The organism is Micromonospora sp. RP3T (genome assembly GCF_003027925.1).
Taxonomy (GTDB): Bacteria; Actinomycetota; Actinomycetes; order Mycobacteriales; family Micromonosporaceae; genus Micromonospora.
In genome coordinates this window covers 316,315-340,317 of sequence record NZ_PYPS01000002.1, presented here as the reverse complement: position 1 = coordinate 340,317, position 24,003 = coordinate 316,315, and the positions used below count along the sequence as shown (strand labels likewise).

At 74.4% G+C, this 24,003-nt stretch carries 25 protein-coding genes; 8 read left to right on the top strand and 17 right to left on the bottom strand.

All coding sequences use genetic code 11. From position 1 onward, the window contains the following. The first annotated feature begins 39 nt into the window (after positions 1-39). The 3 genes from C8054_RS03330 to C8054_RS03320 are packed head-to-tail and all read left to right on the top strand — an operon-like array spanning position 40 to position 1,260. On the top strand, positions 40-393 hold the full coding sequence (locus C8054_RS03330; protein ID WP_199199512.1) for a helix-turn-helix transcriptional regulator: 354 nt from the start codon (positions 40-42) through the stop codon (positions 391-393). Further along, on the top strand, positions 390-845 hold the full coding sequence (locus tag C8054_RS03325) for an SRPBCC domain-containing protein (protein ID WP_107155175.1): 456 nt from the start codon (positions 390-392) through the stop codon (positions 843-845). The genes C8054_RS03330 and C8054_RS03325 overlap by 4 nt, the downstream gene beginning before the upstream one ends. After that, positions 838-1,260 (top strand): DUF6069 family protein, encoded by a 423-nt coding sequence (locus C8054_RS03320; protein WP_107155174.1) that lies wholly within the window; start codon positions 838-840, stop codon positions 1,258-1,260. Before C8054_RS03325 ends, C8054_RS03320 begins: the two co-directional genes overlap by 8 nt. A gap of 70 nt (positions 1,261-1,330) precedes the next feature. Here the strand turns inward: C8054_RS03320 and C8054_RS03315 are convergent, their stop codons facing one another. Then, positions 1,331-2,194: an NmrA family NAD(P)-binding protein gene (locus C8054_RS03315; protein WP_107155173.1), complete on the bottom strand. Its 864-nt coding sequence runs from the start codon at positions 2,192-2,194 to the stop codon at positions 1,331-1,333. A gap of 85 nt (positions 2,195-2,279) precedes the next feature. Here C8054_RS03315 and C8054_RS03310 point away from each other — a divergent pair, with 85 nt between their 5' ends. Continuing rightward, positions 2,280-3,020 carry a TetR/AcrR family transcriptional regulator gene (locus C8054_RS03310; RefSeq protein WP_107155172.1) on the top strand — a complete coding sequence of 247 codons (741 nt, stop codon included), beginning with the start codon at positions 2,280-2,282 and terminating at the stop codon, positions 3,018-3,020. A 31-nt stretch (positions 3,021-3,051) separates the two neighbouring features. Here C8054_RS03310 and C8054_RS03305 read toward each other — a convergent pair whose 3' ends face one another. Further along, positions 3,052-4,029, bottom strand: a complete 978-nt coding sequence (locus tag C8054_RS03305) for a PaaX family transcriptional regulator C-terminal domain-containing protein (RefSeq protein WP_107155171.1) — start codon at positions 4,027-4,029, stop codon at positions 3,052-3,054. A gap of 185 nt (positions 4,030-4,214) precedes the next feature. Between C8054_RS03305 and C8054_RS03300 the strand changes: the two genes are divergently transcribed. Then, positions 4,215-5,561 carry a PHB depolymerase family esterase gene (locus C8054_RS03300; RefSeq protein WP_107155170.1) on the top strand — a complete coding sequence of 449 codons (1,347 nt, stop codon included), beginning with the start codon at positions 4,215-4,217 and terminating at the stop codon, positions 5,559-5,561. A gap of 127 nt (positions 5,562-5,688) precedes the next feature. Here the strand turns inward: C8054_RS03300 and C8054_RS03295 are convergent, their stop codons facing one another. Continuing rightward, positions 5,689-6,666 (bottom strand): aldo/keto reductase family oxidoreductase, encoded by a 978-nt coding sequence (locus C8054_RS03295; protein WP_199199511.1) that lies wholly within the window; start codon positions 6,664-6,666, stop codon positions 5,689-5,691. 99 nt (positions 6,667-6,765) lie between these two features. Here C8054_RS03295 and C8054_RS03290 point away from each other — a divergent pair, with 99 nt between their 5' ends. Then, positions 6,766-7,932 (top strand): sensor histidine kinase, encoded by a 1,167-nt coding sequence (locus C8054_RS03290; RefSeq protein ID WP_107155169.1) that lies wholly within the window; start codon positions 6,766-6,768, stop codon positions 7,930-7,932. Next, positions 7,929-8,579, top strand: a complete 651-nt coding sequence (locus C8054_RS03285; RefSeq protein ID WP_107155168.1) for a response regulator transcription factor — start codon at positions 7,929-7,931, stop codon at positions 8,577-8,579. Before C8054_RS03290 ends, C8054_RS03285 begins: the two co-directional genes overlap by 4 nt. Before the next feature lie 5 nt (positions 8,580-8,584). Here C8054_RS03285 and C8054_RS31925 read toward each other — a convergent pair whose 3' ends face one another. Beyond that, positions 8,585-8,722, bottom strand: coding sequence for a hypothetical protein (locus C8054_RS31925; RefSeq protein ID WP_158273793.1), 138 nt, complete (start codon positions 8,720-8,722; stop codon positions 8,585-8,587). An 85-nt stretch (positions 8,723-8,807) separates the two neighbouring features. Between C8054_RS31925 and C8054_RS32500 the strand changes: the two genes are divergently transcribed. Beyond that, positions 8,808-8,990 (top strand): DUF397 domain-containing protein, encoded by a 183-nt coding sequence (locus C8054_RS32500; protein ID WP_233219471.1) that lies wholly within the window; start codon positions 8,808-8,810, stop codon positions 8,988-8,990. A 199-nt stretch (positions 8,991-9,189) separates the two neighbouring features. Here the strand turns inward: C8054_RS32500 and C8054_RS03275 are convergent, their stop codons facing one another. The 13 genes from C8054_RS03275 to C8054_RS32210 form a co-directional block, all read right to left on the bottom strand. Then, the gene (locus C8054_RS03275; RefSeq protein ID WP_107155166.1) at positions 9,190-10,206 is read right to left on the bottom strand and encodes an ABC transporter permease subunit; all 1,017 of its coding nucleotides are present in this window, start codon (positions 10,204-10,206) and stop codon (positions 9,190-9,192) included. Continuing rightward, the gene (locus tag C8054_RS03270; RefSeq protein ID WP_107155165.1) at positions 10,203-11,081 is read right to left on the bottom strand and encodes an ABC transporter ATP-binding protein; all 879 of its coding nucleotides are present in this window, start codon (positions 11,079-11,081) and stop codon (positions 10,203-10,205) included. The genes C8054_RS03275 and C8054_RS03270 overlap by 4 nt, the downstream gene beginning before the upstream one ends. Before the next feature lie 108 nt (positions 11,082-11,189). Continuing rightward, on the bottom strand, positions 11,190-12,638 hold the full coding sequence (locus C8054_RS32215; protein ID WP_199199510.1) for a glycoside hydrolase family 19 protein: 1,449 nt from the start codon (positions 12,636-12,638) through the stop codon (positions 11,190-11,192). Positions 12,639-12,644: 6 nt separating this feature from the next. Continuing rightward, the gene (locus C8054_RS03260) at positions 12,645-14,387 is read right to left on the bottom strand and encodes a type IV secretory system conjugative DNA transfer family protein (RefSeq protein WP_107155164.1); all 1,743 of its coding nucleotides are present in this window, start codon (positions 14,385-14,387) and stop codon (positions 12,645-12,647) included. Then, positions 14,384-16,147: an ATP/GTP-binding protein gene (locus C8054_RS03255; protein ID WP_107155163.1), complete on the bottom strand. Its 1,764-nt coding sequence runs from the start codon at positions 16,145-16,147 to the stop codon at positions 14,384-14,386. The genes C8054_RS03260 and C8054_RS03255 overlap by 4 nt, the downstream gene beginning before the upstream one ends. Further along, a complete protein-coding gene (locus C8054_RS03250; RefSeq protein WP_107155162.1) occupies positions 16,144-17,643 on the bottom strand; it encodes an SCO6880 family protein in 1,500 nt (499 codons plus the stop codon). The genes C8054_RS03255 and C8054_RS03250 overlap by 4 nt, the downstream gene beginning before the upstream one ends. A gap of 21 nt (positions 17,644-17,664) precedes the next feature. Next, the gene (locus C8054_RS03245) at positions 17,665-19,017 is read right to left on the bottom strand and encodes a hypothetical protein (protein ID WP_107155161.1); all 1,353 of its coding nucleotides are present in this window, start codon (positions 19,015-19,017) and stop codon (positions 17,665-17,667) included. Beyond that, entirely contained in the window at positions 19,010-19,756 is a 747-nt protein-coding gene (locus C8054_RS03240) for a hypothetical protein (protein ID WP_233219470.1), read from the bottom strand. Before C8054_RS03240 ends, C8054_RS03245 begins: the two co-directional genes overlap by 8 nt. Before the next feature lie 2 nt (positions 19,757-19,758). Continuing rightward, positions 19,759-20,124 carry a hypothetical protein gene (locus C8054_RS03235; RefSeq protein WP_107155160.1) on the bottom strand — a complete coding sequence of 122 codons (366 nt, stop codon included), beginning with the start codon at positions 20,122-20,124 and terminating at the stop codon, positions 19,759-19,761. A 65-nt stretch (positions 20,125-20,189) separates the two neighbouring features. Beyond that, positions 20,190-20,879 (bottom strand): hypothetical protein, encoded by a 690-nt coding sequence (locus C8054_RS03230; RefSeq protein WP_107155159.1) that lies wholly within the window; start codon positions 20,877-20,879, stop codon positions 20,190-20,192. After that, positions 20,876-21,379, bottom strand: a complete 504-nt coding sequence (locus C8054_RS03225; protein WP_233219477.1) for a DUF6668 family protein — start codon at positions 21,377-21,379, stop codon at positions 20,876-20,878. The genes C8054_RS03230 and C8054_RS03225 overlap by 4 nt, the downstream gene beginning before the upstream one ends. 255 nt (positions 21,380-21,634) lie before the next feature. Then, complete coding sequence (locus C8054_RS03220) at positions 21,635-22,861, bottom strand: ricin-type beta-trefoil lectin domain protein (protein WP_107155158.1); 1,227 nt, start codon at positions 22,859-22,861, stop codon at positions 21,635-21,637. A gap of 129 nt (positions 22,862-22,990) precedes the next feature. Next, positions 22,991-23,959 (bottom strand): zf-HC2 domain-containing protein, encoded by a 969-nt coding sequence (locus tag C8054_RS32210; RefSeq protein ID WP_199199509.1) that lies wholly within the window; start codon positions 23,957-23,959, stop codon positions 22,991-22,993. Positions 23,960-24,003: the final 44 nt, after the last annotated feature.

The following is a 24,003-nucleotide window of genomic DNA, read 5'->3' as shown; positions in this document are numbered from 1 at the left end:
ACGTTGAACCTTGTGGTTCAGTCTCGTAAGGTGAACCTCGTGGTTCAGCAAGAGACTCTCAACCGGGTGTTCGCCAGCCTGGCCGACCCCACGCGGCGCGACATCCTCGTCCGGCTCGGCACCGGTCCGGCCACCATCAGCGAACTCACCGCGCCGAGCGGGATGAGCCTGACCGGCATGAAGAAGCACGTCCAGGCGCTGGAGAGCGCCGGGCTCGTGGTGACCCGGAAGGTGGGCCGGTCCCGGCAGTGCCGGCTCGCCGACGCCCCACTCGACGACGCGATGGCCTGGCTCACCTTCTACCAACGGCTCTGGGCACGTCGACTGGACGGCCTCGACGCCTACCTCACGCTTCGCTCCGACCGCACCGACCCGAAGGACCCGGACACATGACCATCGACATGCGGATGACCCGGCAGCTCCCCGCCTCCCCCGAGGAGGTCTTCGACGCCTACACCGACGCCGAGAAGCAGAAGATCTGGTTCAGCATCCTCGACGAGGAGCCGGGCATCGTGGAGATCGACGTGGACCTGCGGGTCGGCGGGAAGCAGACCGCGGTGTGGGGGCCGTCGCCCGACATGCTGTTCCGCGAGACGCAGACGTTCCTGGAGATCGAACGGCCGCGCCGGCTGGTCACCGAGTCGGTCGGCAGCAGCCCCGACGGGGAGACGATGACCACCCGCATCGAGATCACCTTCGAGGAGCGGGACGGCGGCACGCTGATGACCGTGGTGCAGAGCGGCTTCCCGACACCCGAGGTGCGCGACTTCTTCGCCGGCGAGGCGTGGAGCGGCGCACTGGACCGCGTCGAGGCCTACCTGGCGCGGGAGCGGTCGCGTGGCTGACCTGCCGCGCGCGGCGGTCGTCGCGCTGGCCGCCGTCGCGGCGGTGGTCGTCAACCTGGTCGTCCACGCGGTCGGCCGGGCCGCCGGCGGCGCGTTCCGGTTCACCGCCGCGAGCGGGCCGGCCGAGGTGAACGCCGTGACGGTCGCGGCGTTCAGCGCGCTGCCGCTGCTGGTCGGGCTCACCGCCGTGGCGCTGCTGGCGCCCCGGTTCGGCTGGGTGGTCCGGGCCGCGTCAATCGTCGGTCCGGCGCTCGCGGTGCTCACCATCGTCGCGATGACGCTCCCCACCGACCTGGACGCCACCAGCAAGGCCACGCTCGCCGTGTGCCACCTGACGCTCGTGCCGATCATCCTGGTCGCGGTGGCCGCGCTCGGCCGGCGTACCCCGGTCGACCCGGACGCAGTGGCGGCCTGAACGGACGGTCGGACGGCCGGCCCGGTGGAGCGCTGCCGGGCCGGCTCGCCGTGCGCGGGGAGGACCGGCCTCAGGCGTCGGAGCCGGCGGCCGCCCGCAGGGCGTCGCGCGCGTCGCGCGGCCGACGGCCGAGGAGTTCGCCGAGCAGCGGGTCGACGCCGGCGAAGAAGCCGTCCCGCGCGGCCTGGTAGAAACCCAGCAGGAAACGCGTCCGCTGCTCCGGCACCCCGGCCGCGACCTGCGCGGCGGTCCAGTCGGCCTCGTCCGTCGGTTGGCACCGGATGGTCCGCCCCGCCAGCTCGGACGCCAGCTCGGCGATCTCAGCGAAGGTCGGAGCCGCGGGCGCGGTCAGGGTCGTCGGGCCGTCGTACGCGCCCTCGGAGGTGAGGATCACGGCGGCTGCCTCGGCGGCGTCCTCGCGGGCGGTCCAGGACACCGGTCCGTCGCCCGGCACGGCGATCACTCCGGTCTCGCGCCACGGGCCGGCGAACCACGGGAGGCTGTGGGCGTAGAACCCGTTGCGCAGCGAGGTCCAGGGGATCCCGGAGGCGGCCAGGAGCTGCTCGGTGGCGAAGTGGCTCCGGCCGGGGGTGAACGGGTTGTCCGGCGCGGCAGCCTGGTGGCTGGTGTAGAGGATCCGCTTCACCCCGGCGGCGAGCGCGGCGTCGACCGCGGCGCGGTGCAGGCCGGTCACGTCCGCGACCGGGTCGTTGGAGGAGACGAGCAACAACTGGTCGGCACCGGCGAACGCCGCCGGCAGGGAGGCCGCATCGGCGTAGTCGCCGCGCCGGACCTCGACGCCCCGCCGCGCGAAGCGCTCGGCCTTCGCGGTGTCGCGCACGGCGACCACGATCTCGCTCGCGGGCAGCCGGTCGAGCAGGTGGTCGACGGTTGCGCCGTTGAGGGCACCGGTCGCCCCGGTCACGATAATCATTGATTCGCCTTTCGCGTTATCAGCGGTAACACGGCGACCGTACCGCGTGTGACCGTCGATAACAAGAGAGTGTTATCGTTGATTCATGAGTGATGGGGTCAAGAGCCGGGAGGACACCCGGGCCGCGATCGTCGACGCCGCCGCGTGGCTGTTGCGCCGCAGCGGCCCCGACGCCGTGACGACCCGGGGCGTCGCGGAGCGGGCCGGCGTCCAGGCCCCGACCATCTACCGCCTCTTCGGCGACAAGGACGGCCTGCTGGAGGCGGTCGCCGAGCAGGTGCTGACCACGTTCGTCGCGGACAAGGCCGCCGCCGTGGCGGCGGCCACGGCGGCGGACCTCGACCCGCTCGACGACCTACGGGCGAGTTGGCGCCGGCAGATCGAGTTCGGGCTCGGCAACCCGGCCGTGTTCCGGCTGTTGAACGACCCGGAACGCGCGTCCGGCTCACCGGCCGCGCGGCTGGGCAGACAGATCCTGCAGACGCGCGTCCACCGGGTCGCGGCGGCCGGCCGGCTCCGGGTTCCCGAGCCGCACGCGGTCGACCTCATCCACGCCGCGGGCGTCGGAACCGTCCAGACACTGCTGGCGACCCCGGCGCAGCGACGGGACCCCGCCCTGGCCGACACGATGATCGACGCCGTCCTGGCCCGCATCCTCACCGACGCCCCGACCACGGCACCGGACGGGCCGCGCGCGACGGCCGTCGCCATGCGGGCGCTCACGCCGCAGCTGCCGATGCTCAGCGACGCCGAGCGTCACCTGCTGGTGGAGTGGCTCGACCGCGTCGCGCGGTCACCCGCCGCAGCCGAGGTGACCGGGGAGTGACGCGCGGTCCGGCCGCGTACCGGCTCGCTCGTCAGCCCGGCGGCGCGCCGCAGCCGTCCGCGCGCACCCCGGCGAGCATGTCGGCGGTGGTGTGCGCCCGGACGTCGGGCGGCGGCGCGCCGCCGGCGTGCCGCGCCACGACCGCCCGGACGTGCCGCTCGGCCGGGCCGGCAAGGCCGTCGTAGACCGCCGCGAACAGGTCCCGGGCCGCCTGCCGGGGCCAGCCGGCGGGCAGGAGCTCCCGTGGCAGCCGCGGGTCGAGCGTGGGAAAGCGACGGTACGTCTCCATCACCTCCGTACGGGCCCGCACCGCCGCCGCGCCGTCGATCGGGTGCGACGCGGACGCCAGCGGGGCCCACCGGCGCAGGAACTCCTCGTACTCCCGGCCGATCGCGTCGACGTCCCACGCCTCGATGGGGGCCCGCTGGCCGAACGCGTCCAGCTCGGCCTGCCGGCCCCGGAAGACCGTGACCGCGCCGAGCGTGAGCTGGGCGAGCCGGGACCGGGCCGGCGGGGTCAGCTCGTCCGGCGAGATCCACAGCCCGTCGTACAGCGGCGCGTAGCCGAGCCAGCGGAGCTGGCCGCGTAGGGCGCGACGCTGGGCGCTGTGGTCCTGCGGCAGCGAGAACGCGACGATCGTCCAGCACCCGTCCCACGGCGTGGTGCCCGCGGTGGAGGTGAGGATCCAGTTCCCGCCGGCGGAGAGTTCGGCGGCCACGGTGGGGCTGAGCCGGTAGGAGCTGTGCCGGCCGTGCCGGCTGCGTTCCAGCACGCCCCGGCGGGCCAACCGGCTGATCGCGGTCCGGGCCCCGGCGCTGCTCACCCCGGCCTCGGCGAGCAACGCCACGATGGCGGCGGACGGGAGCGCGGCGCGGGTACGCAGCGTGTAGTCCGCCAGCAGCGTCACCGCGACGCCCTGCGGCGAAGGTCCGACCTGACGCCGGGGCAGGCGTACCGAGGCATCCCCGTCGTCGGGATAGATCTCCTCGATGTCGAACGCGCTGGCCACGGGCACTCCGGACGCTGGGTCGGGCAGGGAACTCGACTGTAGACGGAGATCGTCGGCTACATATATCGCTGTGCATCGATTGACACTTCTCGGACCGGCAGGAACACTATCTGCTACCCGATACGGAGCCGGGCAGGGCGCACCACCCACGACCTCAACGTGCACAGGTGATCGAAGGAGTCTCCGTGAGAATCAGAACGAAAGTGCTGCTCGCCGTGGCCGCGACGCTGGCGGCGGCCGGACTGGTGGTCCCCACGATCCAGCCCGCGTACGCGGCGTCGCTGACCGAGGTGACCAGCTTCGGCGAAAACCCGGGGCGGATGCGCATGCACGTCTACGTCCCGGACACCCGCCCGGCCCGGCCGGCGACGGTGGTGGCCATGCACGGCTGCGGCGGCTCCGGCCCCGGGTTCTACTCGAGCAGCGAGTTCGCCTCCCTGGCCGACCGGTACGGGTACATCGTGATCTATCCGACCGCGACCCAGCAGGCCGGCTTCGGCAACTGCTTCGACACCTGGTCCGACGCCGCCAAGCGCCGCGGCGGCGGCAGCGACCCGGTGTCGATCATCTCGATGATCCGCTGGGTGCAGCAGCAGTACGGCGCCGACCCGGACCGGGTCTACGCCACCGGCAGCTCGTCCGGCGGCATGATGACCAACCACATGCTGGCGCTCTACCCCGACGTCTTCAAGGCCGGCGCGGCGTTCATGGGCGTGCCGTACAACTGCTTCGCGGGCGCGGCGGACTACCCGCCCGGGTCCAGCCAGTGCACCGGCGGCAGCATGAACCGGACGCCGCAGCAGTGGGGTGACGCGGTCCGCCAGGCGTACCCCGGCTACGCCGGCCCGCGCCCCCGGGTGCAGCTCTGGCACGGCACCGCTGACACGCTCGTGCCGTACTCGCTGCTGCAGGAGTCGATCGAGCAGTGGACCAACGTGTTCGGGCTGAGCCAGACGCCCACCTCGACCGACACGCCGCAGGCCAACTGGAACCGGCGCCGCTACGCCGACGCCAACGGCACGGTCCAGGTGGAGGCGTACAGCATCCAGGGCGCCGGGCACACGCTGCCGGGCGCCGGCATGGCCGCAGCCGCGATCGCGTTCTTCGGCCTGACCACGACGCCGAGCCCGACCACGACGCCCAGCCCGACGACGACGCCGACCCCGGGCCCGACCACGCCGCCCCCGGGCCCGACCACGCCGCCCCCGGGCGTCGGCGCCTGCCGCGTCGGCGTCGACGTCAACGCCTGGAACTCCGGGCTGACCGAGAACATCACCATCACCAACACCGGCGGCACGGCCGTGAGCGGCTGGTCCCTGGCGTTCACGTTGCCCGGTGGGCAGGTGATCACCTCCGGCTGGAACGCGACCTACTCCCCCGCCACCGGCCAGGTGACGGCCCGGAACGTCGCCTACAACGCCACTATCCCGGCCAACGGGTCCACCACCATCGGGTTCCAGGCCACCCACACCGGCAACACCGCAAAGCCGACGTCGTTCACCCTCAACGGCGCCACCTGCACGCTCGCCTGAGCCTGGGCCACCCCCGGGTTGAGCGCTGATTCACGGAAAGCGTGGCCATTCGAGCCCGAGTGGCCACGCTTTCCGGGAAAGCGGGCGGCGCGGGGGCGGGGGCGGGGGCGGGCGGCGCGGCGGTGGGTCAGGGCAGGGGGGCGCCGCGCGCGATGATCCAGAGGTCGTACCACTCCTCGCGGGTCAGCTCCGGGGCACGGCGGACGGCGTCCCGACAGGCCCGGATGCGGTCGGGGCGGGCGCTGCCGATCACCGGCGCCACCCGCGCCGGGTGCCGCTGGATCCACCACAGCACGATCGCCTCCGGCGTGGTGCCCTTCGCCTCGGCCAGGGCGGCGACCCGCTCGGTCGCCTCCCGGTCGGCCGGCGTCCGGGCGGCGCCGGTGAAACGCCCGCGGGCCAGCGCGCCCCACGCCTGGAGGCCGATCCGGTGCGCCCGGCAGTGCTCCAGGGTGCCGAGCGGAAAGCCGGTCCCGGTGGACTCCGCGGTGTTCACCAGCACGCCGGCCTCGACCCAGTCGCGCCGACCCAGGCTGATCTCCAACTGGTTGGCGACGAGCGGCACGTCGAGGGCCGCCTGGAGGTGGGCGATCTGCGGGGCCGCCATGTTCGACACCCCGAACTGCCGCACCAGGCCCTGCCGGTACAGCGAGGTCAACGCGCCGGCCACCTCGTCCGGGTCGGCCAGCGGGTCCGGCCGGTGCAGCAGCAGGACGTCGATCACGTCGGTCCGCAGCCGCGTCAGGCTCCGCTCGACGCTGCGCTCGATGTGGGCGGCGCGCAGGTCGTACCGGCCCGGTCCCTCGTCGCCTGGCAGGCGGATACCGCACTTCGTCTGGATCAGCACCCGGCGGCGCAGCTCCGGCGCGCGGGCCAGCACCTCGCCGAAGACCGCCTCCGACTTGCCGTTGCGGTAGATGTCCGCGTGGTCGAACGCGGTGACGCCGATCTCCAGGGCGGCCTCGACCGCCGCCTCGGCCGCCGCGATCTCCGGCGCGCCGTACGGCTCGGCGTCCCACCCGCCGCCCAGCCCCATGCAGCCGTAGATCAGTCGGTGCTCGCGGATGTCGGCGCTCGCCGGGGAAACGTGCTGCTCGTCGGCCATGACTCGTGGATAGCACAGGAACCGATCACCGGCGCGGCGAGCACCGGGACCGTACTTTCGACCGGTTCGGCGTGGGCCGGGACTTCCTAGCCTGGTGCCATGAGCGACGCGCGTCGACCGGCCGGCCTGCTGTGCGACCTGGGCCTCGCCGTGGTGTTCCTCCTCGGCCTGGCGTTCACCGCCGTCATGCTCGCGGACAGTTGGGGTCCCCGGTACGCCGTGCTCGACACGACGGTCGGGGCGATCGTCTGTCTGCTGGCCCTGTGCCGCCGCCGGGACCGGGTCCGCGCGGCGGCGGTCGGGCTCGGCGTGGCGGCCGTCGCCGTCGAGGTCGCCCACGTCGCGGGCCTGCCGCAGGAGCCCGGCCCGGTCACCGGGCTGGCGCTGGCCGTGCTGGTCGGCTCCGTGATCCGGGCCCGGCCGGCGCGGACCGCCGCCGCGGTCGGCGGCGCCGGCCTGCTGGTGATCGTCGGCAGCCTGCTCACGTCGCTGGACAACCGGCACGGCTTCTCCGCGGTGACGGTGCTCGCCGCGCTGTGCTGGCTGGCCGCCGTCGCGGTCGGCGTCGCGCTGCGCCTGACCGACGCCCGCGGCCGGGCCACCACCGAGCGGGTACGCCGGGACGAGCGGCTCGCGCTGGCCCGTGAGCTGCACGACGTGGTCGCCCACCACGTCACCGGCATCGTCGTGCAGGCCCAGGCCGCGCAGCTGGTCGGCGCGAAGCGGCCGGCGGAGGTGCCGGCGATGCTGGCCGGGATCGAGCTGTCCGGCGCCGACGCGCTGGCCGCCATGCGCCGGGTGGTCGGGCTGCTCCGGGACAGCGACGACGCGGCTCCCGCCCCGCCCGACCCGGAACAGCTCACCGACCTGGTGGCCCGCTTCGACCGGCTCGGCCCGCCGGTGCGGCTCCGACTGCCCGCCGGTGACCAGGGGTGGCCACCCACCGGTGGCCACCCCTGGCCGCCGGAGGTGACCACCACGGTCCACCGGATCGTGCAGGAGTCCCTGACCAACGTGTCCCGGCACGCCCCCCACGCCGGATCGGTGACCGTCACCGTCGACAGGTGCGCCGAAGGGGTGTCCGTCGAGGTGGTGGACGACGCGCCGCCGGCGCCCACGCGGGTCGGCCACCGCGGCGGCTACGGCCTGGTCGGCATGCGCGAGCGCGTCCGGACGCTCGGCGGCACGCTGACCGCCGGCCCCCGCGACGGCCGGGGCTGGACCGTCCGGGCCACGCTCCCCCTTCCGGCCCGGAGCCCACGATGAGCATCCGGGTGCTGATCGCCGACGACCAGGCCATGATCCGGGGCGGGCTGCGGCTCATCCTGGAGGACCAGCCCGACATCACCGTGGTGGGTGAGGCGTCCGACGGCGTCGGGGCGGTGGCCGAGGCCCGCCGGCTGCGCCCGGACGTCTGCCTGGTCGACATCCGGATGCCCCGGCTCGACGGCATCGAGGTGACCCGCGCGCTGGCCGGCCCGCCGAACCCGCTGCGGGTCATCGTGGTGACCACGTTCGACCTCGACGAGTACGTCTACGGCGCGTTGCGCAACGGCGCGGTCGGTTTCCTGCTCAAGGACGCCGGGCCGGCGCTGCTGGTCGAGGCGGTGCGGGCCGCGCACAACGGCGACGCGCTGGTGTCCCCGTCGGTGACGCTGCGGTTGCTCCGGCACGTCACGGCCGCGCCCCGGCCCGCGTCGGCCCGGTCGGCGGCCCGGCTGTCCGCGCGGGAGTTGGAGGTGGTCCGGGCGGTCGCGCGCGGACGGACGAACCAGGAGATCGCCGCCGAGCTGTTCATCTCGTTGAGCACCGTGAAGAGCCACGTCTCCGGCATCCAGACGAAACTGGGCGTCCGCAACCGGGTGGAGATCGCCGCCTGGGCCTGGGAGAACCGGGTGGTCGAAGGCGCCTGACCGACTCATGCCGGCGGCTCGACGATCGGCCGGCGGAACGGGCTCCAGCCGAGGAAGCGCTGGTACATCTGCTGCGGGCTCGGACCGTCGTGCTCGGCGCGTCCGCGCAGCTCAGGTGGGGAGACGATGGGAAGCGCGACCAACTGGCTCCCGAGTGATCCACGCCGACAACCAGCTCACCGCGCAGATCGTCGACGCGCCGGCCGACGTTGCTGGGCTCGCCCGGACGTGGGAGATCGTGCGCAACGAAGGTACGGAACTGATCACCCCTGCGTGGAGGTCGCCGACAACCTGCCGGGTGTCGTGCTGGTCCGCGGCACCAAGGACCGCGACGGCGGCACCCTGCACGTCGCCGCCGCGTCCTGGCAGTCGTTCGTGGACCTGGCCAAGCGGCTCGGTCCCACCGTCTGACCCACCCGCGACGGGCTCGGTCCCGGGGCGTCAACACCCGCTACAGGCTACGAACTTGATGGCGTCAACGGGTCACCCGCACCACGCGCGACGAACACGGACACCCGACGATCGCCGGGCCCACCCGCCTGACCCGTCCTCGCCATCAAGTTTGTAGCGTGCCGGGACGCTTGTCCCCACCGGACTTCGACCAGCCGCGTCAGCTCGGACGGCGCTGGACCCGCCGGAACGCGACCGCCGCCAGCAGGCCGGCGAGCGCCAGGTAGCAGCCCGACTCCAGCCACTGGACCGACCAGTACCGAGCGACCGGCTGGTAGGCGACGTCCACGTGCAGGTCGTGGTCGGCCAGGCAGGTCGCGGTGTCGCCGAACGGCCCCTCCGCCGCGCCGGTCCTCGGCGGGTCGGTGAAACACCCGTCGAAGATCGCCCGGTCCAGTGGCGTGCCATCGCGGGTACGCAGCTCGCTGGCATCGGTGATCCAGGCGTCCGGCAGGGTCAGCCCTTTCACCACCGGCGCCCCGGTGATGCCGCCCAGGCCGCGTGCCTGGTTGATGGCCGAGGCGGTCATCGGCAGCGTGACGTGCTCCGCCGGCATCAGGTGTGGCCGGACCAGGTTCGGCACCAGGAACTGGACGACCACGAAGACCAGCGCGGTCACCGCCATGGCCGGCACGGTGCGGCGCACCACCAGCCCGATCAGGACCCCGAGGACGACGGCGAACACCGCGTACGCCACCGGGGCGAGGTTGCGGGCACCGAACAGGACGGTGCTGAATCGGTTGTCCGCTGCCCGGTCGACCGGGCTCATCGCCCAGGTCACCAGCGCGGCGGCGACACCGGTCACGGCCATGGCGGCCAGCCCGACCACGGTCAACTTGACCGCGAGCCAGCGGCGGCGGGTCACGCTCTGGTTCCAGACCAGTCGTTGGGTGCCGGCCTCCAATTCCCGGGCCACCAGCGGCGCGCCCCAGAACATACCGAGCAGGCCGGGCACCGGCGCGAGCAGCGCCGCCAGATAGAGCGAGGTGTTCTCGTAGTCGACCGCGAGCTGGGCCAGCCGGGGGCAGTCGGGCCGGCCGGCGCACTGGGCCCGGTAGGCGTCCTCGGCGTCCCGGACGTCCAGGCCGAGATGCACGACGTACGCGGCGAACAGCGCCAGCGCGACCACGCCGACCAGGGCCGGCACGCGAAACTGCCGCCAGGTGAGCCAGCTCATCGGTTCCCCTCCCCCGCCGCCCGGGTCAGATAGCTCAGCACCAGGTCCTCCAGCCCGACCGGCGCCACGCGCCACGGCCCGCGCGGCGGCGGGCCGTCGACCCGCACGACGGCGTCGATGTGCGCCCCGGTGTGCCGTGTCGCGACCGCCTCCACCCCGGCCGGCAGCCGGTCCCGCTCATCGCGCGGGCCGACCAGCCGGTGGTGCCGGGTCAGCAGGTCGGCCACGTCGCCGGCGACCTGCACCCGGGACCCCACCAGGACGACGAGGTGGTCGCAGGCCCGGGCCACGTCGCCGAGCAGGTGGGAGGAGAGGATGGCGGTGGCGCCCAGTTCGGCGACCACCTCCATCAGGTCGCGCAGGAAACCGTCGCGGGCCAGCGGATCCAGCGCGGCGGCCGGTTCGTCGAGGATCAGCAGCTCGGGACGCTTGGCCACGGCGACGGTGAGCGCCAACTGCGCCCGCTGGCCGCCGGAGAGCCGGCCCGCCCGCTGACCCGGGTCGAGTCCCACCCGGGCGATCCGCCGCGCCGCCAACGCCGGATCCCAGGACGGGTTCAGCTTCGCGCCCATCCGCAGGTGGTCGGCGACCGAGAGGGCGGCGTACACCGGGGTGTCCTGGGCGACAAAACCGACCCGGGCCAGGTGCGCGGCATTCGCCGCGGGTGGCGAGCCGAGCACCCGCAACGTGCCAGTGGTCGGTGTGGCCAGCCCGCAGGCGAGATTCAGCAGCGTGGACTTGCCGGCGCCGTTCGGGCCGACCAGCCCGACCACCCGGCCCCGGGGGACGTCGAGGTCGCAGTCGAGGAGCGCGGGCCGACGGCCGTACCGTTTCGTCAGGCCCCGGGCGTGGACGGCGAGTTCGGAAAGTGACATGGCCCGATCCTGCGGATCGGGGCCGTCGCCGGCATCGGTCCGGAGGAGGGCCGACCGCCCCGGCCGTCGTCCTTTCGGCCGGTTTCCGGGCCTGGGGCGGCGTGCCGGTCAGCACGACAGTGTCCCCTCGTCGCCCGGGTCGACGCCCAGCGCCTCGGTGAACCGGCGGTACGCGTCGACCCGGTCCCGCACCTGTCCGGGGTTGCCGCCGCCGCACTCCAGCGCCCCGTTGATGCTGCGGACCGTCCCGCCGAACCCGGCGCCGCCGGTGATCGCCGCGTGCGGCGTGGTGGTGCCCGCGCCGGACTGGGTCATCCAGAACCAGAGCGCGGTCCGCCACGCCACCGCCGGGTCGGTCGCGACCAGGTCCGGGTTACCGAGCAGGTCGACCCCGAGCGCGTCGCCGGCCGCCTGGTAGTTGTAGTTCCAGCTCAGTTGCAGCGGCCCGCGCCCGTGGTAGGCGGTCCGGCCGGCCGGGCACCCGTAGGGCCGGCCGCCGTCGCAGTAGGTGCCCCACGCCGCCCGGTCGATCTCGTCGACGTGGGCCAGGCCCTCGGTCTCGTGGTCGACGTTGGCCAGGAACGCGGCCAGTTCCCGCTTGCGGGTCCGCTCGTCGCCGGTGGTGGCGAACGCGGGGAACGTCGCCATCGCGTCGGTGAGCCCGGCGTACGTGTAGAAGGCGTTGCGGCCGGGGAACATGGCGTCGAACGTGGACCCGGTCAGCGTGCCGTCGTTCCCCGGCGCCACCCGCTTGTTCACACCGCCTCTCGAGGGCACCGACGGGGTCGGGGACGCCGACGGGGTCGGTGAGGCGGTGGACGTGTCCGTCCCGCCGACCGTGTAGCCGGCGAACAGGCCGCGCACCCGGAACGGGTAGCTGTCCAGCAGGATGACCGGCATGCCGCCCTGGGCCTCGACCGCCGCCGTGCCCTGGTCCCAGGCCATCAGCGTCAGCGTGAGATGGTCACCGACCACCTTCCTGTCGTCGAGCATCCGCTGGGTCTCCTCGGCCAGGTGGCAGAACCACCGGGCGTGGGCGTGGATGGAGTCCTCCGGGTCCAGCGCCGACGCCTCGCCGCTGTCGTCGTCGTCCTCGCCGTACTGCGCGAAGACCTCGGGCGTCAACTGGGACAGGCCCTTGCGGCCCTCCTGACCCTCCTTGTCCGCGTCGAAGTCCGACGCGTACTCGATCTGGGCGGCGAGGATCACGGGGGTGAGCAGGTCGCACTCCCCGGCCGCCGCCTCGATCGGCGCGACCAGGTCGGCGTCGGGCACCCCCGAGGGATCGAACCGGCCGCGACCGTCGCCACCGGCCAACTCGGTGAGGACGCTGCCCCCGGCGCCGGGGCCGAGCGTGCTCTCCGGATCCGGCGAGTACGAGGTCATCTGCGAACCGCTGAGCAGGATGATGATCACCAGGACGATCAGGGCCAGCGCCGCCATCGCCGCCAGCGGGAACATGCCGACCATCGAGAGGAGCAGCCAGGTGAGCTGGGTGGCGCCCAACCGGCCCGTCGCCGTCTGCTGCCCCGCCCGCGCCGCCGCCAACTTCGACACCGGCCGTCACCCGGCCCGCTGGTGCCAGGCCGCCGACGCCCGCTCGGTGACCGCCCGCGCCTCGGCCTTCGCCGCCGCCGCGATCGGGCCTGCGTCCGGCTCCTTGTACCAGGGACGCAACCGGATCACCGCCGGTCGCACGCCGGTCGCCAGCAGCAGCGCGGTGCCCTTCGGCAGCGCCCGGATCCGGTCCGCCGGCAGCACCTGCTCCTGCCGGTACGACACCGACCGGCTGCCGCCGTCGCGGGACCGGGAGTAGGTCGGGGTACGCACGTCGTGCTGGCCGACCAGGCGGGCGACCTTGTCCACGAAGTCGGCGTCGTCCAGCCCGGCGCCCAGCAGCTTGACCGTGGCGGCGCTCCACAACGCGTCCATCCCCGCCTCGCCCCAGACCCGCACCCCCTGCCGGTAGCTCTGCAACAGCGTCACCACGCTGACGCCACGGGAGCCGAGATGGCTGTAGAGGTCGGGCAGGTCGGCGATGCGGCACACGTTCGCCGCCTCGTCCAGCACGGCGGTCATCGGCGGGTCCAACCGGCCACCCATCCGTTCGGCGGCCACCACGCCGGCGCGGACCACCGCGTCCGCCAGCCCGGCGATCACCCCGGCGGCGGACCCGCCGCCGTCCTTGGACAGCAGGTAGAGCGTGTCCCGGCCGAGCACGTGCTCCGCCGGGACGAACTCCGGGCGGTCCGGGTCGGGGCTGACCCAGGCCAGGATCTCCGGGTCGAGCAGGCAGGCCACGCACTGCCGGGCCGTCTCGTAGATGCCGTCGCGGGTCTCCACCGCCCCGCGTACGGTGCCCTGGAGCTGGTCGGCCATGGCGGTCAGCCCGGCGTCGCGGAGCAGGTCGATCGGACTACGGTCGGCCGGGTCGGCGAGCCAGGCCAGCATCTCTTCGACCGGCTGGCCGCCACGCGCGGCGGCCAGAAGGAGCGCGGTCAGCGTGTTCTGCGCCGCGGCGGTCCAGAAGTCCCGCTTCGACGCGTCGTCGTTGACCGAGCTGACGAAGTGACCGGCGAGCCGCCGCGCGCCCTCCGGGTTGTGGCAGCCGCCGAGCATGTCCCACCACATCGCCCGCTCGGTGTACGCGATGCCCTGCGGGTCGAACGTCCACACCCGGCCGATCCGGGCCCGCTCCTGCCGGGTGACCAGGTAGACGTCCGACTTGTTGGAGGTGAGCAGCACCGCGCCGGGCGCGCGCAGCACCCGCGGGATGGCGATCCCGGTGGACTTCCCGGAGCGCGGCGCCATCAGGTCGAGTTCCACGTCCTCGTAGGAGGACCGCAGCTCGGGGCCCGACGGCAGCAGGTCACCGAGCAGGTTGCCGGTGTCGTCGGGACGCAGTCGGGGCACGTCCCGCAGCGACGGGCGCAGTTCGCGGGCCCGCGCCTCGGCCGCCTTGCCCGTCATGGTCCGCAGGTCGGCCGCACCGGCGAGGTTCGCCGACCGGCCCAGCCGGCGGACCACGGCGCGGGCGGCCGCGACCACCGGGACGGCGGCGAACGGAACGAGCCCGGCAGCGCCGCCGTACACCAGGGCCGACGGCACGCCCGGCCACACCGCCCCGGCGTCGCCGCCGAGCAGGCTCAGGTAGACGTCGAGGCGGAACGGCGGTGGGCGCCAGCCGTAGCCGCCCACCGCGGCGGCGAGCGTGCCACCGAGCCAGAGCAGGGCGAAGGCGGTGAGGTTGATCAACGCGAGCACGGGGACCAGCCAGGCCAGGTGGTCTCCGCCGCCGCGCTTCACCGGTGCTCCAGGTCGGGCCGGGAGCCCGCCGTGACGGCCCGCACCACCGCGTCCCGCTCGGCGCGCATCCGGTCCGCGTCGCCGTTGGCGATCCACCGCGTGTTCGTGTCGTGCAGGTGCCGCTCGGCGTCGGTGATCGCGACCCGGATCGGGATGCCGGGCCGGCCACCGACCTTGATCAGGAAGCGGCCCCGGCCGGGCGGTTCCTCGTTGCCGCCGTCCTGGGCCCAGCCGGCCGGCGAGGACCAGGACGAGACCAGCTCGATCTCGCGCCGGGACAGCCCGACCACGCGGGCCAACTCCTCCATCTCCGCCCTCGGCAGGCCGGCGCAGGCGACCATGCCGGCCCGCTCGACGAACCCGCGCGCCTTGGCCTTGTCCGCCTCGCTGCCCAGCGCCTCGGCGTCCTTCAACGTGTGGGTGATCTTCGCGTCGGCCAGCCCGAGCGAGCGGTTCAGCCGGGTGAGCGCGTCGATCCGGTCGACGATGCCGGAGGCCGCCCGCAGCGGGCGCCACAGCTCGTCCAGGACGGTGAAGAACCAACGCCGGGGCGCCAGGCCCGCGTCGGCGAGGGCGTGCGACGCGGACACCGTGCCCAGGCCGTCCGACCAGGCGGCGAGCATCGCGGCGGCCGTCAACTGCCCGTCCGCCTCGCCGATGCGGGAGATGTCGATGCAGACCGCGGTGGCGTCCGGGTCGATCCGGGTCGCCGTCTCCGACGCGAACGTGTCGCCGAGCGGGCCGTCCACGATGCCGAGCAGCGACCGGTGCAGCGGGTCCACCGCGTCCCGGTACCGGGACTCCTGCCCCCGGTCCAGCGTGACCTGCCGGACCTGTGGCGGCCCGGCCTCCAGCACCGCGAGCAGGTCCGGCAGCCGGTACGTCCGGCCCGGCGCGGTGCGCTCGCGCAGGTGCCGCAGGCAGGCCGAGAGCACCGACTGCTCGTGGTCGCTGATCGGCGCGCCCCGCACGATGGTCAGCAGGGCGGCCACCATGTTCAGCACCCGGCCGTGGGACTCGGCGGACAGCGCCTCGCCGGCCTGCCCGCCGATCCGCGCCGCCGCCGCGCCCATCGCGCCCGGGTCGAGCACGTTGAGCCCGCCGACGCCACGGGCGATGGAGATGACCTGCCCGCCGAGCGCGCGGACGGTGTCCGCGTAGTCGGGCTTGAGGTCGCCGAGCACCAGTGGGACGACGCCCTGCCCGGCCAGGCCGATCAACATCCGGTTGATCAGCGTCGACTTGCCCAGACCCGGCATGCCGAGCATGAACAGCGACGGGTTGGAGATGTACCGCGCCCGGGTGAACCAGTTGAGCGGGTCCCCGCAGACCGTGGCGCCGGTGCTGATGTGCTGCCCGAGCGGGACGCCGGTCATCGGCGCGCCCGAGCCGGAGGCGAACGGCCAGAGCCCGCACGCCTGCACCGTGGTGGCCCGCCACATGGCGGGCGGGTCCAGCGTGGCCACCCGGCCGCCACCCAGGTCGGGCGAACCGCGGTGCGGCACCGCGTCGACGCGGTCCATCCGGGCCAGCCGCTGCCGGTACCGGTGCTCGGCCGCCTCCTCCGCGGCCCGCCGCCGGCGCGCCCGCCGCAGCGCCCGCGGGGTCTGCTCGCCGTTCTCGTCGGGCTCCCGGTCCTGCGCCTCCACCGGCGGCACCACCAGGCCGGACATCGCGGTGTCCGGCCCGGACGTTCCCCGTGGCCAGCCCGCGCCGAGGTCCAGCACCCGCGCGCCGTCCGCGCCCACCCCGGCCGTCACAACGCCTCCTGAAGGTCCTGCGGGACGATCGACTGCTCCCAGGGCAGGATGCCGACCGGAAGCGCGCAGCTGAACGCCGCGGCCTGCAACCGGTCCGCCGGTCGCATCGCGATCCGGGTCGCGCCGAGCAGGTTCCGCATGGTCACGTTCGCGTCGCGCACCTCGTCGACCGAGTCGACGGTCAACGTCACCAGCATCGAGAACTCCACCAGGCCGGCGCCCGAGGCCTCCTCCGCCGCGGTCTGCTCGGCCGCCTGGATCTCCGCGACCGCCCGGGCCCGGACCAGGCCCTTGGTCGAGTTCGCCATGAACTGGGCGGACCGGCGGTCGGACTCGACGATCCGGGCGGAGGTCGCCGGGTCGATCGGGCGGTAGACCAGGGCCACCCGCTTGCGGCGGATGCCGGCGGCCGGGTCGAGCAGGCTGCGCAGGATCCCGGAGCGCACCACGCCGCGCGGCGCCATGGTCAGCAGCCAGCTCCGGGACACCCCGGAGTCGTGCTGGTACGCGGTGACCGTCTCGACCGTGGCGGCCGGCCCGGCGTCGTCCCACTCCAGGCCGGTGCCGCCGTGCTGGGCGCGTACGTCGAGCACCTCGGCCGCGGCGGCCGGGTCGTACGCGACGCGGACGACCTCGGCGATCCGTTCCGCCGACAGCGGCTCCGCCGAGCCCCCGCCGGCGGCCACCAGCCCGTTGAGCACCCCCTGCAAGCGCAGCGCCAGGTCGGCGAGCATGGTCTCGTCGTCACGCCGGGCGCCGCCCGGTGCCGAGTAGGTGAGCGTCAGGTAGGTGTTCATCTCCGAGGACGCGTCCGGGTAGGAGCGCACCACCTCCTCCATCACCGCCCGGGCGGCGGGCGGCGCGTTCGGGGAGAGCCGGCCCAGCACCTCGGTGGCGAGCCGGGTGCCCGGGTCGGGGGCGGTCTCCACCACCACCGACGCGCCGCGCAGCCCCGGCTCGTGCGCCAGCCGGGACAGCCACTCCCCCCACAGCGCCACCCACGTGTCGACCTGGTCCGGGTCGACGAGCGACCCGCCGTCCGGCTCGCAGCTCAGCACGATCGTGTACTGGTGCCGGTTGCGGTGGTGCAGCACGCCGAACGGCCGGTCGTACGGGTCGCGTCCCTCCAGCATGGTCACCCGGCTCAGCAGCCCGGGCGGGCGGAACCGGCCACCGGGCCGGGTGGACAGCGGTCCGGAGACGTAGAGGTGCTGCCGCTTGGACCGGCGGCGCATCCACCCGACCCGGACGCCGGCCATCTGGAAGACGTTGCGACCGTCCTGGGTGCGGATCGCCAACGGCGCCAGCACCAGCGCGAACGGGAGCCCCACCACCAGGGCCGCGTCCAGCGAGATCATGGACGCGATCAGGACCACCACGAGACCGCCGAAGAGGCCGAAGGTCCCGATCAGGCCCAGCGAGCCGAGGCCGGCCTTGCGAGGACGGCGCCAGTTTCCGTACGTCGGTGTCTTGATCTGTTCGGTTGCCGTGCTCATTGCTCGTCCTCCTGGGCCGGCCTACTGTCGGTCGGATTGCGGCAGCGCTCCCCCGGCGATGCCGGCGGCGTGCCGGTGTGTGCCGGCGAGGGCGCCGGCGCTCTTCTGTGCGGTCCAGGCGGCGGCGCCGACCGCGCCGCCGACGACCCGCCCGGCCGTCGACACGACGCCGCGTCCGCCGCCACCGGACGAACCGCCGCCGGACGGCGCCGCGTTCTCGGGCGCCGGGGTGCCGCCGCCGGACGCGGGCCGCCCGCCGGACGCCGACCCGCCACCGCCGGAACCACCGCCGGACGCCGACCCGCCACCGCGGCCGCCGGAACCACCGCCGGACGTCGCGGCCCCGTCGGCCCTGGACGCCCCGTTGGTCTTCGACGCCCCGCCGGACCCCGACCCGCCGCCGCCCCGGGCCGCGCCGGAGGGTGAGCCGCCACCGCCACCGCCCGGCGCCCGGACCGCGCCGCCGCCGTGACCACCGCCGGCGATCCGCCTGGCCCCGCTCGCCACGGCGCCCGCCGCCGCCGCGCCGGCGCCGACGCCGGCACCGACGCCGTCGCCCGACCCCAGTGCCGCCATGGCCGGTACGACCAGCCGCATCAGCGCGGGCAGCGCGACGGCGGCCATCAGCAGGATGGCGGCCCCGGCGAGCTTGTAGTGCTTGGCGTCGCCGTCCACCGAGCCGATCATGGCGGCCCCGGAGTACATGATCAGACCGACCACCGGTTTGAACGCCAGCCAGGCCACCATCCAGGCGATGTGCTTGCGCCACCACCCGCCGCCCGACTCGGTCATCGACGCGGCGGCGGCCAGCGGCAGCGTGCCGGTGAGCAGCACCATCGCGCCGAGCCGCAGATACATCAGGATCACGTGGATGCAGCCGGCGACCAGCAGCAGCAACCCGATGATGATCAGCAGGAACGCGGTCAGCCCGTCGGTCCCGCAGTTGGCGATCAGTTTGAGCTGCGCCTTGATGCCCTGGTCGTACAGGTGGTCGCTGTAGCGGTCGGCCTCCGTGGCGAGCAGGTTGAGCACGGTCCACGCGGCGCCCACCGTGAGCACCATCCGGACCAGGCCCAGCAGGGCCGTCCAGAGCGCCTGCCCCCGGCGCAGCAACGCCATCCGGAACGCCGCGGCCAGCAACGACGCCACCGCGATGGACACCACGAGCCAGTTGGTCTGCAGATGGATCTGGTTGTTGATCGTCTCGTCGCCGAGCGTCGGCACGTCGCCGAGGTTGGCGAACAACTCCACCGCCGCACCCAGGATGGCGCCCGCGATGTCGCTGAGGATGCCGTCGATCCCGCGCTCGAAGAAGCCGACTACCTGCCCGATCTCCCCGATGTAGACGGCGTCGCCGGTCGCGCACTCAGCCATCGCCGACCCCCCGCCACAGCACGAAGCCGGTCAGCGACACGACCGCGGTGACCGGCCCGTACAGGCCGCCGGAGGTCAACGGGCGCAGCCGCCAGTCGACGTCGTTCCAGTCCGCCGTGTAGTCGACCGAGAAGTACCGCGCGGTCGCCTGCCGGACCAGCACCCGGACCACCGCCGTGCGGGGCGTGTACCGCACCACCAGGAACCCGGCCAGCCGGTTGGTGGTCTGCGGCGGGCCGCCCTCCTCCAGCGACTCGCGCATGGCGTCGAAGTAGTCCCGCCCGAGCCCGGGCACGAGCTGCTGCCGGCTGACCGTACGCCAGTCCGGACCGCTCATCTGGCGGGAGATCGTGTGCACCGCCAGCACCGCCCCCATCGGGGTGTGCGCGAAGCACCAGCGCAGCGGCCCGGTGGTGCGCAGCGGCCCGGCCGAGGCGGAGAACGGCGTCTGCGCCCCGTTGACCGGCCGCCAGGTGACGTCGTCCGGCGCCGCGACCGGGATCTGCTGCGCGGTGTCCACGGTGCGGCAGCCCTGCGGTCGCGACCCGTCCGGCCCGAGACCACCGATCACCGGACCGGTCGCGGGCGCGGCCCGGGTGGCGTCGTCCCCGCCGCCGTAGACCGCCGCGCCGACGCCGGCGCAGAGAGCCAGCACGACGAAGGCCGCCGACACCTGCCACCGGCGTTGCCGCCAGAACGGCCCACCCTCCACCGGCTCGGACGCGTGTCGTGAGCGCACGGTCAGTTCCCCTCGCCCTGGCCGCCGGTGCCGAAGACCCAGCTCACGATCGGGCCCGCGGTGGCGACCAGGATGCAGCCGCCCAGCACCATGCCCAGCCGGCTCATGTGCTCCGAGCTCTCGCCCCGCTTGTGCGAGATGGCCATCACCGCGCCGGTGATCAGCACGCCGAGGACGCCGGCGGCGGTGCCCGCCCAGGCGACCAGGCCGAGCGCCTGCTCGACCTTCGTGGCGAGCTGCCCGGGCACCGAGTTGCCGCCGGTGGACGGCTGCGGCACCCCGCCGCCGGACGACTCGGGGTCGGGCGCGAGGCGGAACCCGACCGGGATCCGCACCAGCCCGCTGTAGTAGATGTCGGAGAGGGCCATGGGGGTGCTCCTTCGATGTCAGGGAGGGGTCGGTCAGCCGGCCGGCGGCCGGTCGGGTCGGGTGGTCACTGGCTGAACCCGAGCGCTTCGACGATCGGCCCGGCGGTGGTCGCCAGCAGGCACGCCGCCATCACGAACGCGATCTGCCTGGTGTACTCGGTGCGTTCCTCCAGCGCGCCGCGCCGCAACTGCGACGCCAACGTCATGCCGGTCAGCAGCAGGCCGACCACGGCGGCGGCGCTCACACACCACGCCATCAGCGTGAGCAGCTGCACGACCGGCGCTTCGGCGTCGTCGACGTCCACCTCGTACGGCGCGATCGACGGGGTGGTGAAGCTCTTCTTGTTGATCGCGTTCTCACATTTGAACTTGCCCGCGTACAGGGCGCCCTTGAGCGTGCACGAGTGGGATCCGGTGATCTCCACGTTGTCCTTGGTCCGCGAGTGGCCGCTCAGGTCCACGAGCATCTCGACGTCCATCCAGACGGTGTCCCCGTCGGTGTACTCGGCGGTCAGGTCGAACGAGCCGTCGGTCGAGCCCTTCTTGCCCGAGCAGACCCGGTCCCCGTTCCCGGCCGGGTAGGTGTTCACCGTGGTGGTGGTCTTCAGGCAGATCTTGTAGAGGAACGCGGCGTCGCCGCCGTCGACGGTCACCGTGTAGCTGCCCGCGGCCACCGCCGCCGTCGGCGGGGCGAGGGCGAGCAGCGCCAGGACCAGGGCGACCAGGACCGGCCCGGACCGGACCGGCCGGATCACCGCGTCCCCCGTCCCGGCCGGGCCTCCGCCAGGGCGGCCAGCCGGGCCAGTTGGCGGGGCACCTGCTTCGGCTCCGCCCCCACCCGGTACGACGGGATCCACGGCACCCGGTGCACCGGGGCGATCGCGCGTAGCAGCCGGATCCGGCCGAGCAGCGGCGCCGGCAGCCGGCCCGGGGCGTCGGCGATCAGCACCACCCCCACCAGCCACATCCCGGCCGGGTGCCGGCCCTCCCGCATCGCGTTCAACGCGCGGGAGACCGCCCGCAGACCGTCCAGGCTGGTCCGGCCGACCACCGCGACCCGGGCCGGTTCGCCGATCGCCGGGTCCGGCCACCGGCACCCGACGTCAGTGCCGCCGAGCAGCCGGGTGAGGGTGCTCGCGCCGGCACCGCCGTGCGCGCCGATCCAGCCGATGCCCTGGTCGGAGAGGACGTCGCGGTGTCGGGCCGGACGCTCGTCGCGCTCGGCTGGTCGCCGCAGCATCACCGGCTGGCTCATCGTCCGTCTCGCCTCCCTCGTTGCTCGCGTCGCGTCTGCCGGCCGCACTACGACGTGACCGCCCACCCGGTTCAGCGCGGATCCCAGGTTTTTTCCGGAGCCCCACCCGCCCGGACCCACCGGTCCGGCGGGCCCGGTGACCGTTGCGCACGGCCGGCGGCGCGTTGAAGGAACCACCCGGGGCGGCGCCGCACACGCCGGTGGTAGGACGGGCCCGGGCGTCGAAGCACCCGGGCCCGTCCCGGGCCGGTCGGATCAGCGGGCGGTCTCGCGCCAGTTCTGGTTGCTCTGGCTGGCGGCGCACTCCCAGATCTGCAGCGGCGCGCCGTCGTCGGAGTTCCAGTCGCGCACGTCGAGGCACTTGCCGGAGTGCGGATTGCGCAGCAGCCCACCCTCGGCCACCCAGACCTGCGCCGGCCCGCCGTTGCACCACGCGAGCTGCACCTTGGCCGCGTTGTCCCGGGACGCCCATGCCACGTCCATGCACTTGTCCAGCACCGTCAATGTGTCACCGGGGCCACGGGTGAAGCGTTGGGCCGGGGTGCCGTTGCAGTGCCAGAGCTGCAACCGCACCCCGTCGGCCGACTCGCCGCCCGGCACGTCGACGCACTTGTCCGCGTACCCGCGCAGCGCGAAGCCGGAGGTGGGGCGGACGGCCTTACGCTTCGGCGGCGGCGCCGGCGAGTCCCCGCCGCCGCGGAACGTCACCACGACCTCCGCGCAGCCCGGACAGTTGTAGACCGTCTCGTTGCCGGCGACCCGGTCGTGGGTGGACCACAGGTAGGCGCGCGGGCCGAACGGGAGCAGCGCGGCGGTGTACGCGCTCTCCGCGTCCCGGTTCGGGTTGACGCAGTTGATCCGGTCGCCCCGGGCCGGATCGCGGACGGCGTGCGCCTCCGGGCAGGCGGCGAGCAGCTGGCCGGCGGAGCAGTCCCACCGCGCGCAACTGCCCGCCGTCTCCGGCTTCGGGGCGCCGGGCGCGTCGATCGTGATCGTGGTGGAGACCGCGTCGACGTAGCTGACGTTGTACCAGGGCGCGGCGGCGTTGTTCCGGTCGAAGTTGAACTCGGCCAGGCTCACCGGCTCCGCGCCCCGTTCGCACCGGTCGGCGAACGCGCCGCAGTCACCGACCAGGCAGCGGAACGAGCCGTTCGGGTCGCCCTCGCAGCGCTGGCGGGCGAAGAACCGGCCCCGCCAGTGGCCCGGCTCGCCGGCGTCCGGGATGACGATGGTGCTCTTCTCGCCCGGACGCAGGGTGGGCAGGCCGGTGATCGGCCGCGAGCCGTCCCCGCTCTCCCCCGCGCCGATCCACAGCGTCTCCGCGGTGCCGTTGACGAACGTCACCCGCTCCCCGGTGGCGGCGGTCGCCGGGCCGCCCGGCACGCCCACGATCAGCCCCGACCCGAGCAACACGACGGCGAGCAGGGCGTACCTCCTGCGCGTCGGTCGCCCACGGGTCGACGATCCGGTGTTCACTGCCATGTAGCCCTCCCTCGGCCTGACGCGGGGACGCGTCACGTCCCCCGACGAGTGCGGCAGGCGCACGGCCACACGACGGCGCGGGCGGGCTTCCGGTTCAACCGGAGTCGGTGCGGATCGGAGGGGTCGCGGTCAGCGGGAGATCGGCGCGGTCACCACGGAGGTGCCGTCCGGCCGGCTCACGCCGACGAAGGAGAGGTCGTCGACCGACGGCGACAGCTCCCCGGTCACCTCCTGCGGACCGGCCGAGGCGGTCCAGTCCCGGACCGGGTGGGTGACGCCGTCCCGGGTCACCGCGAAGAGCCGGTAGCGCAGGCCGGGCCGCAGCCCGGTCGCGGTGATCCTGATCGTGGAGCCCTGGCCCTCGTGGGTGGTGATCGACACGGAGAGGCTGACGCCCTGGCCGGGCGCCTCGCCGGTGGCGGTCAGCACCAGGTCGTCGCGGCCCCCGCCGCCGACGGCGGCCACGATCCCACCGGTGAGCACCGCGAGCGCCAGCGCCACCGCCCCACCCCAGAGCAGCAACCGGCGCCGGGCGGAGAGCGGCCGGGAGCGGCCGTCGCCGGGGCGGGAGCGGCGACCGGACGCCGGCCCGGTCGGGCCGCCGGGCCCCCGGCCGGGCCGCACGGGCCGCCGGCCCGCCGGCACCGGACCGCCGTCCGGCGCGGCCGATTCCCCGACGACGGGCACGGCCGATTCCCGGACGACGGGCGCGGTCGGCTCCCCGGCGTCGCTGTCGGCGTCGGCGGGGACGGTCGGGTCGGGGACGGTCGGGTCGGGAACGGCCGGATCGGGGACGGCCGGGTCGACGACGGCAGTGGACGCCGGGTCGGGGCGCACGGCCGGGACGGCCCGCGGTGGCAGCACGGAGGCCGGCGGCAGGACCGCGGCCGGCGGGACGTCGAACTCGGCCCAGTCGGCCGCGTCGAGCGCGCCGAGCCCGCTGGTCGCGCCGCCCAGGTCGGCCGCGGCGGAGAGGCAGTCGTCGCAGCCGGCGAGGTGCGCCTCGAAGGCGACGCGGTCGGTCTCGTCGAGCGCGCCGAGCAGGTAGAGCGCGAGCGCCTCGTGCGCGGACGTGGGGTGTTCACCGCCGGTGCGCATCACGCCCCCCTTCCCGACCCGACGAAGGGTGCGCCGGAACGACG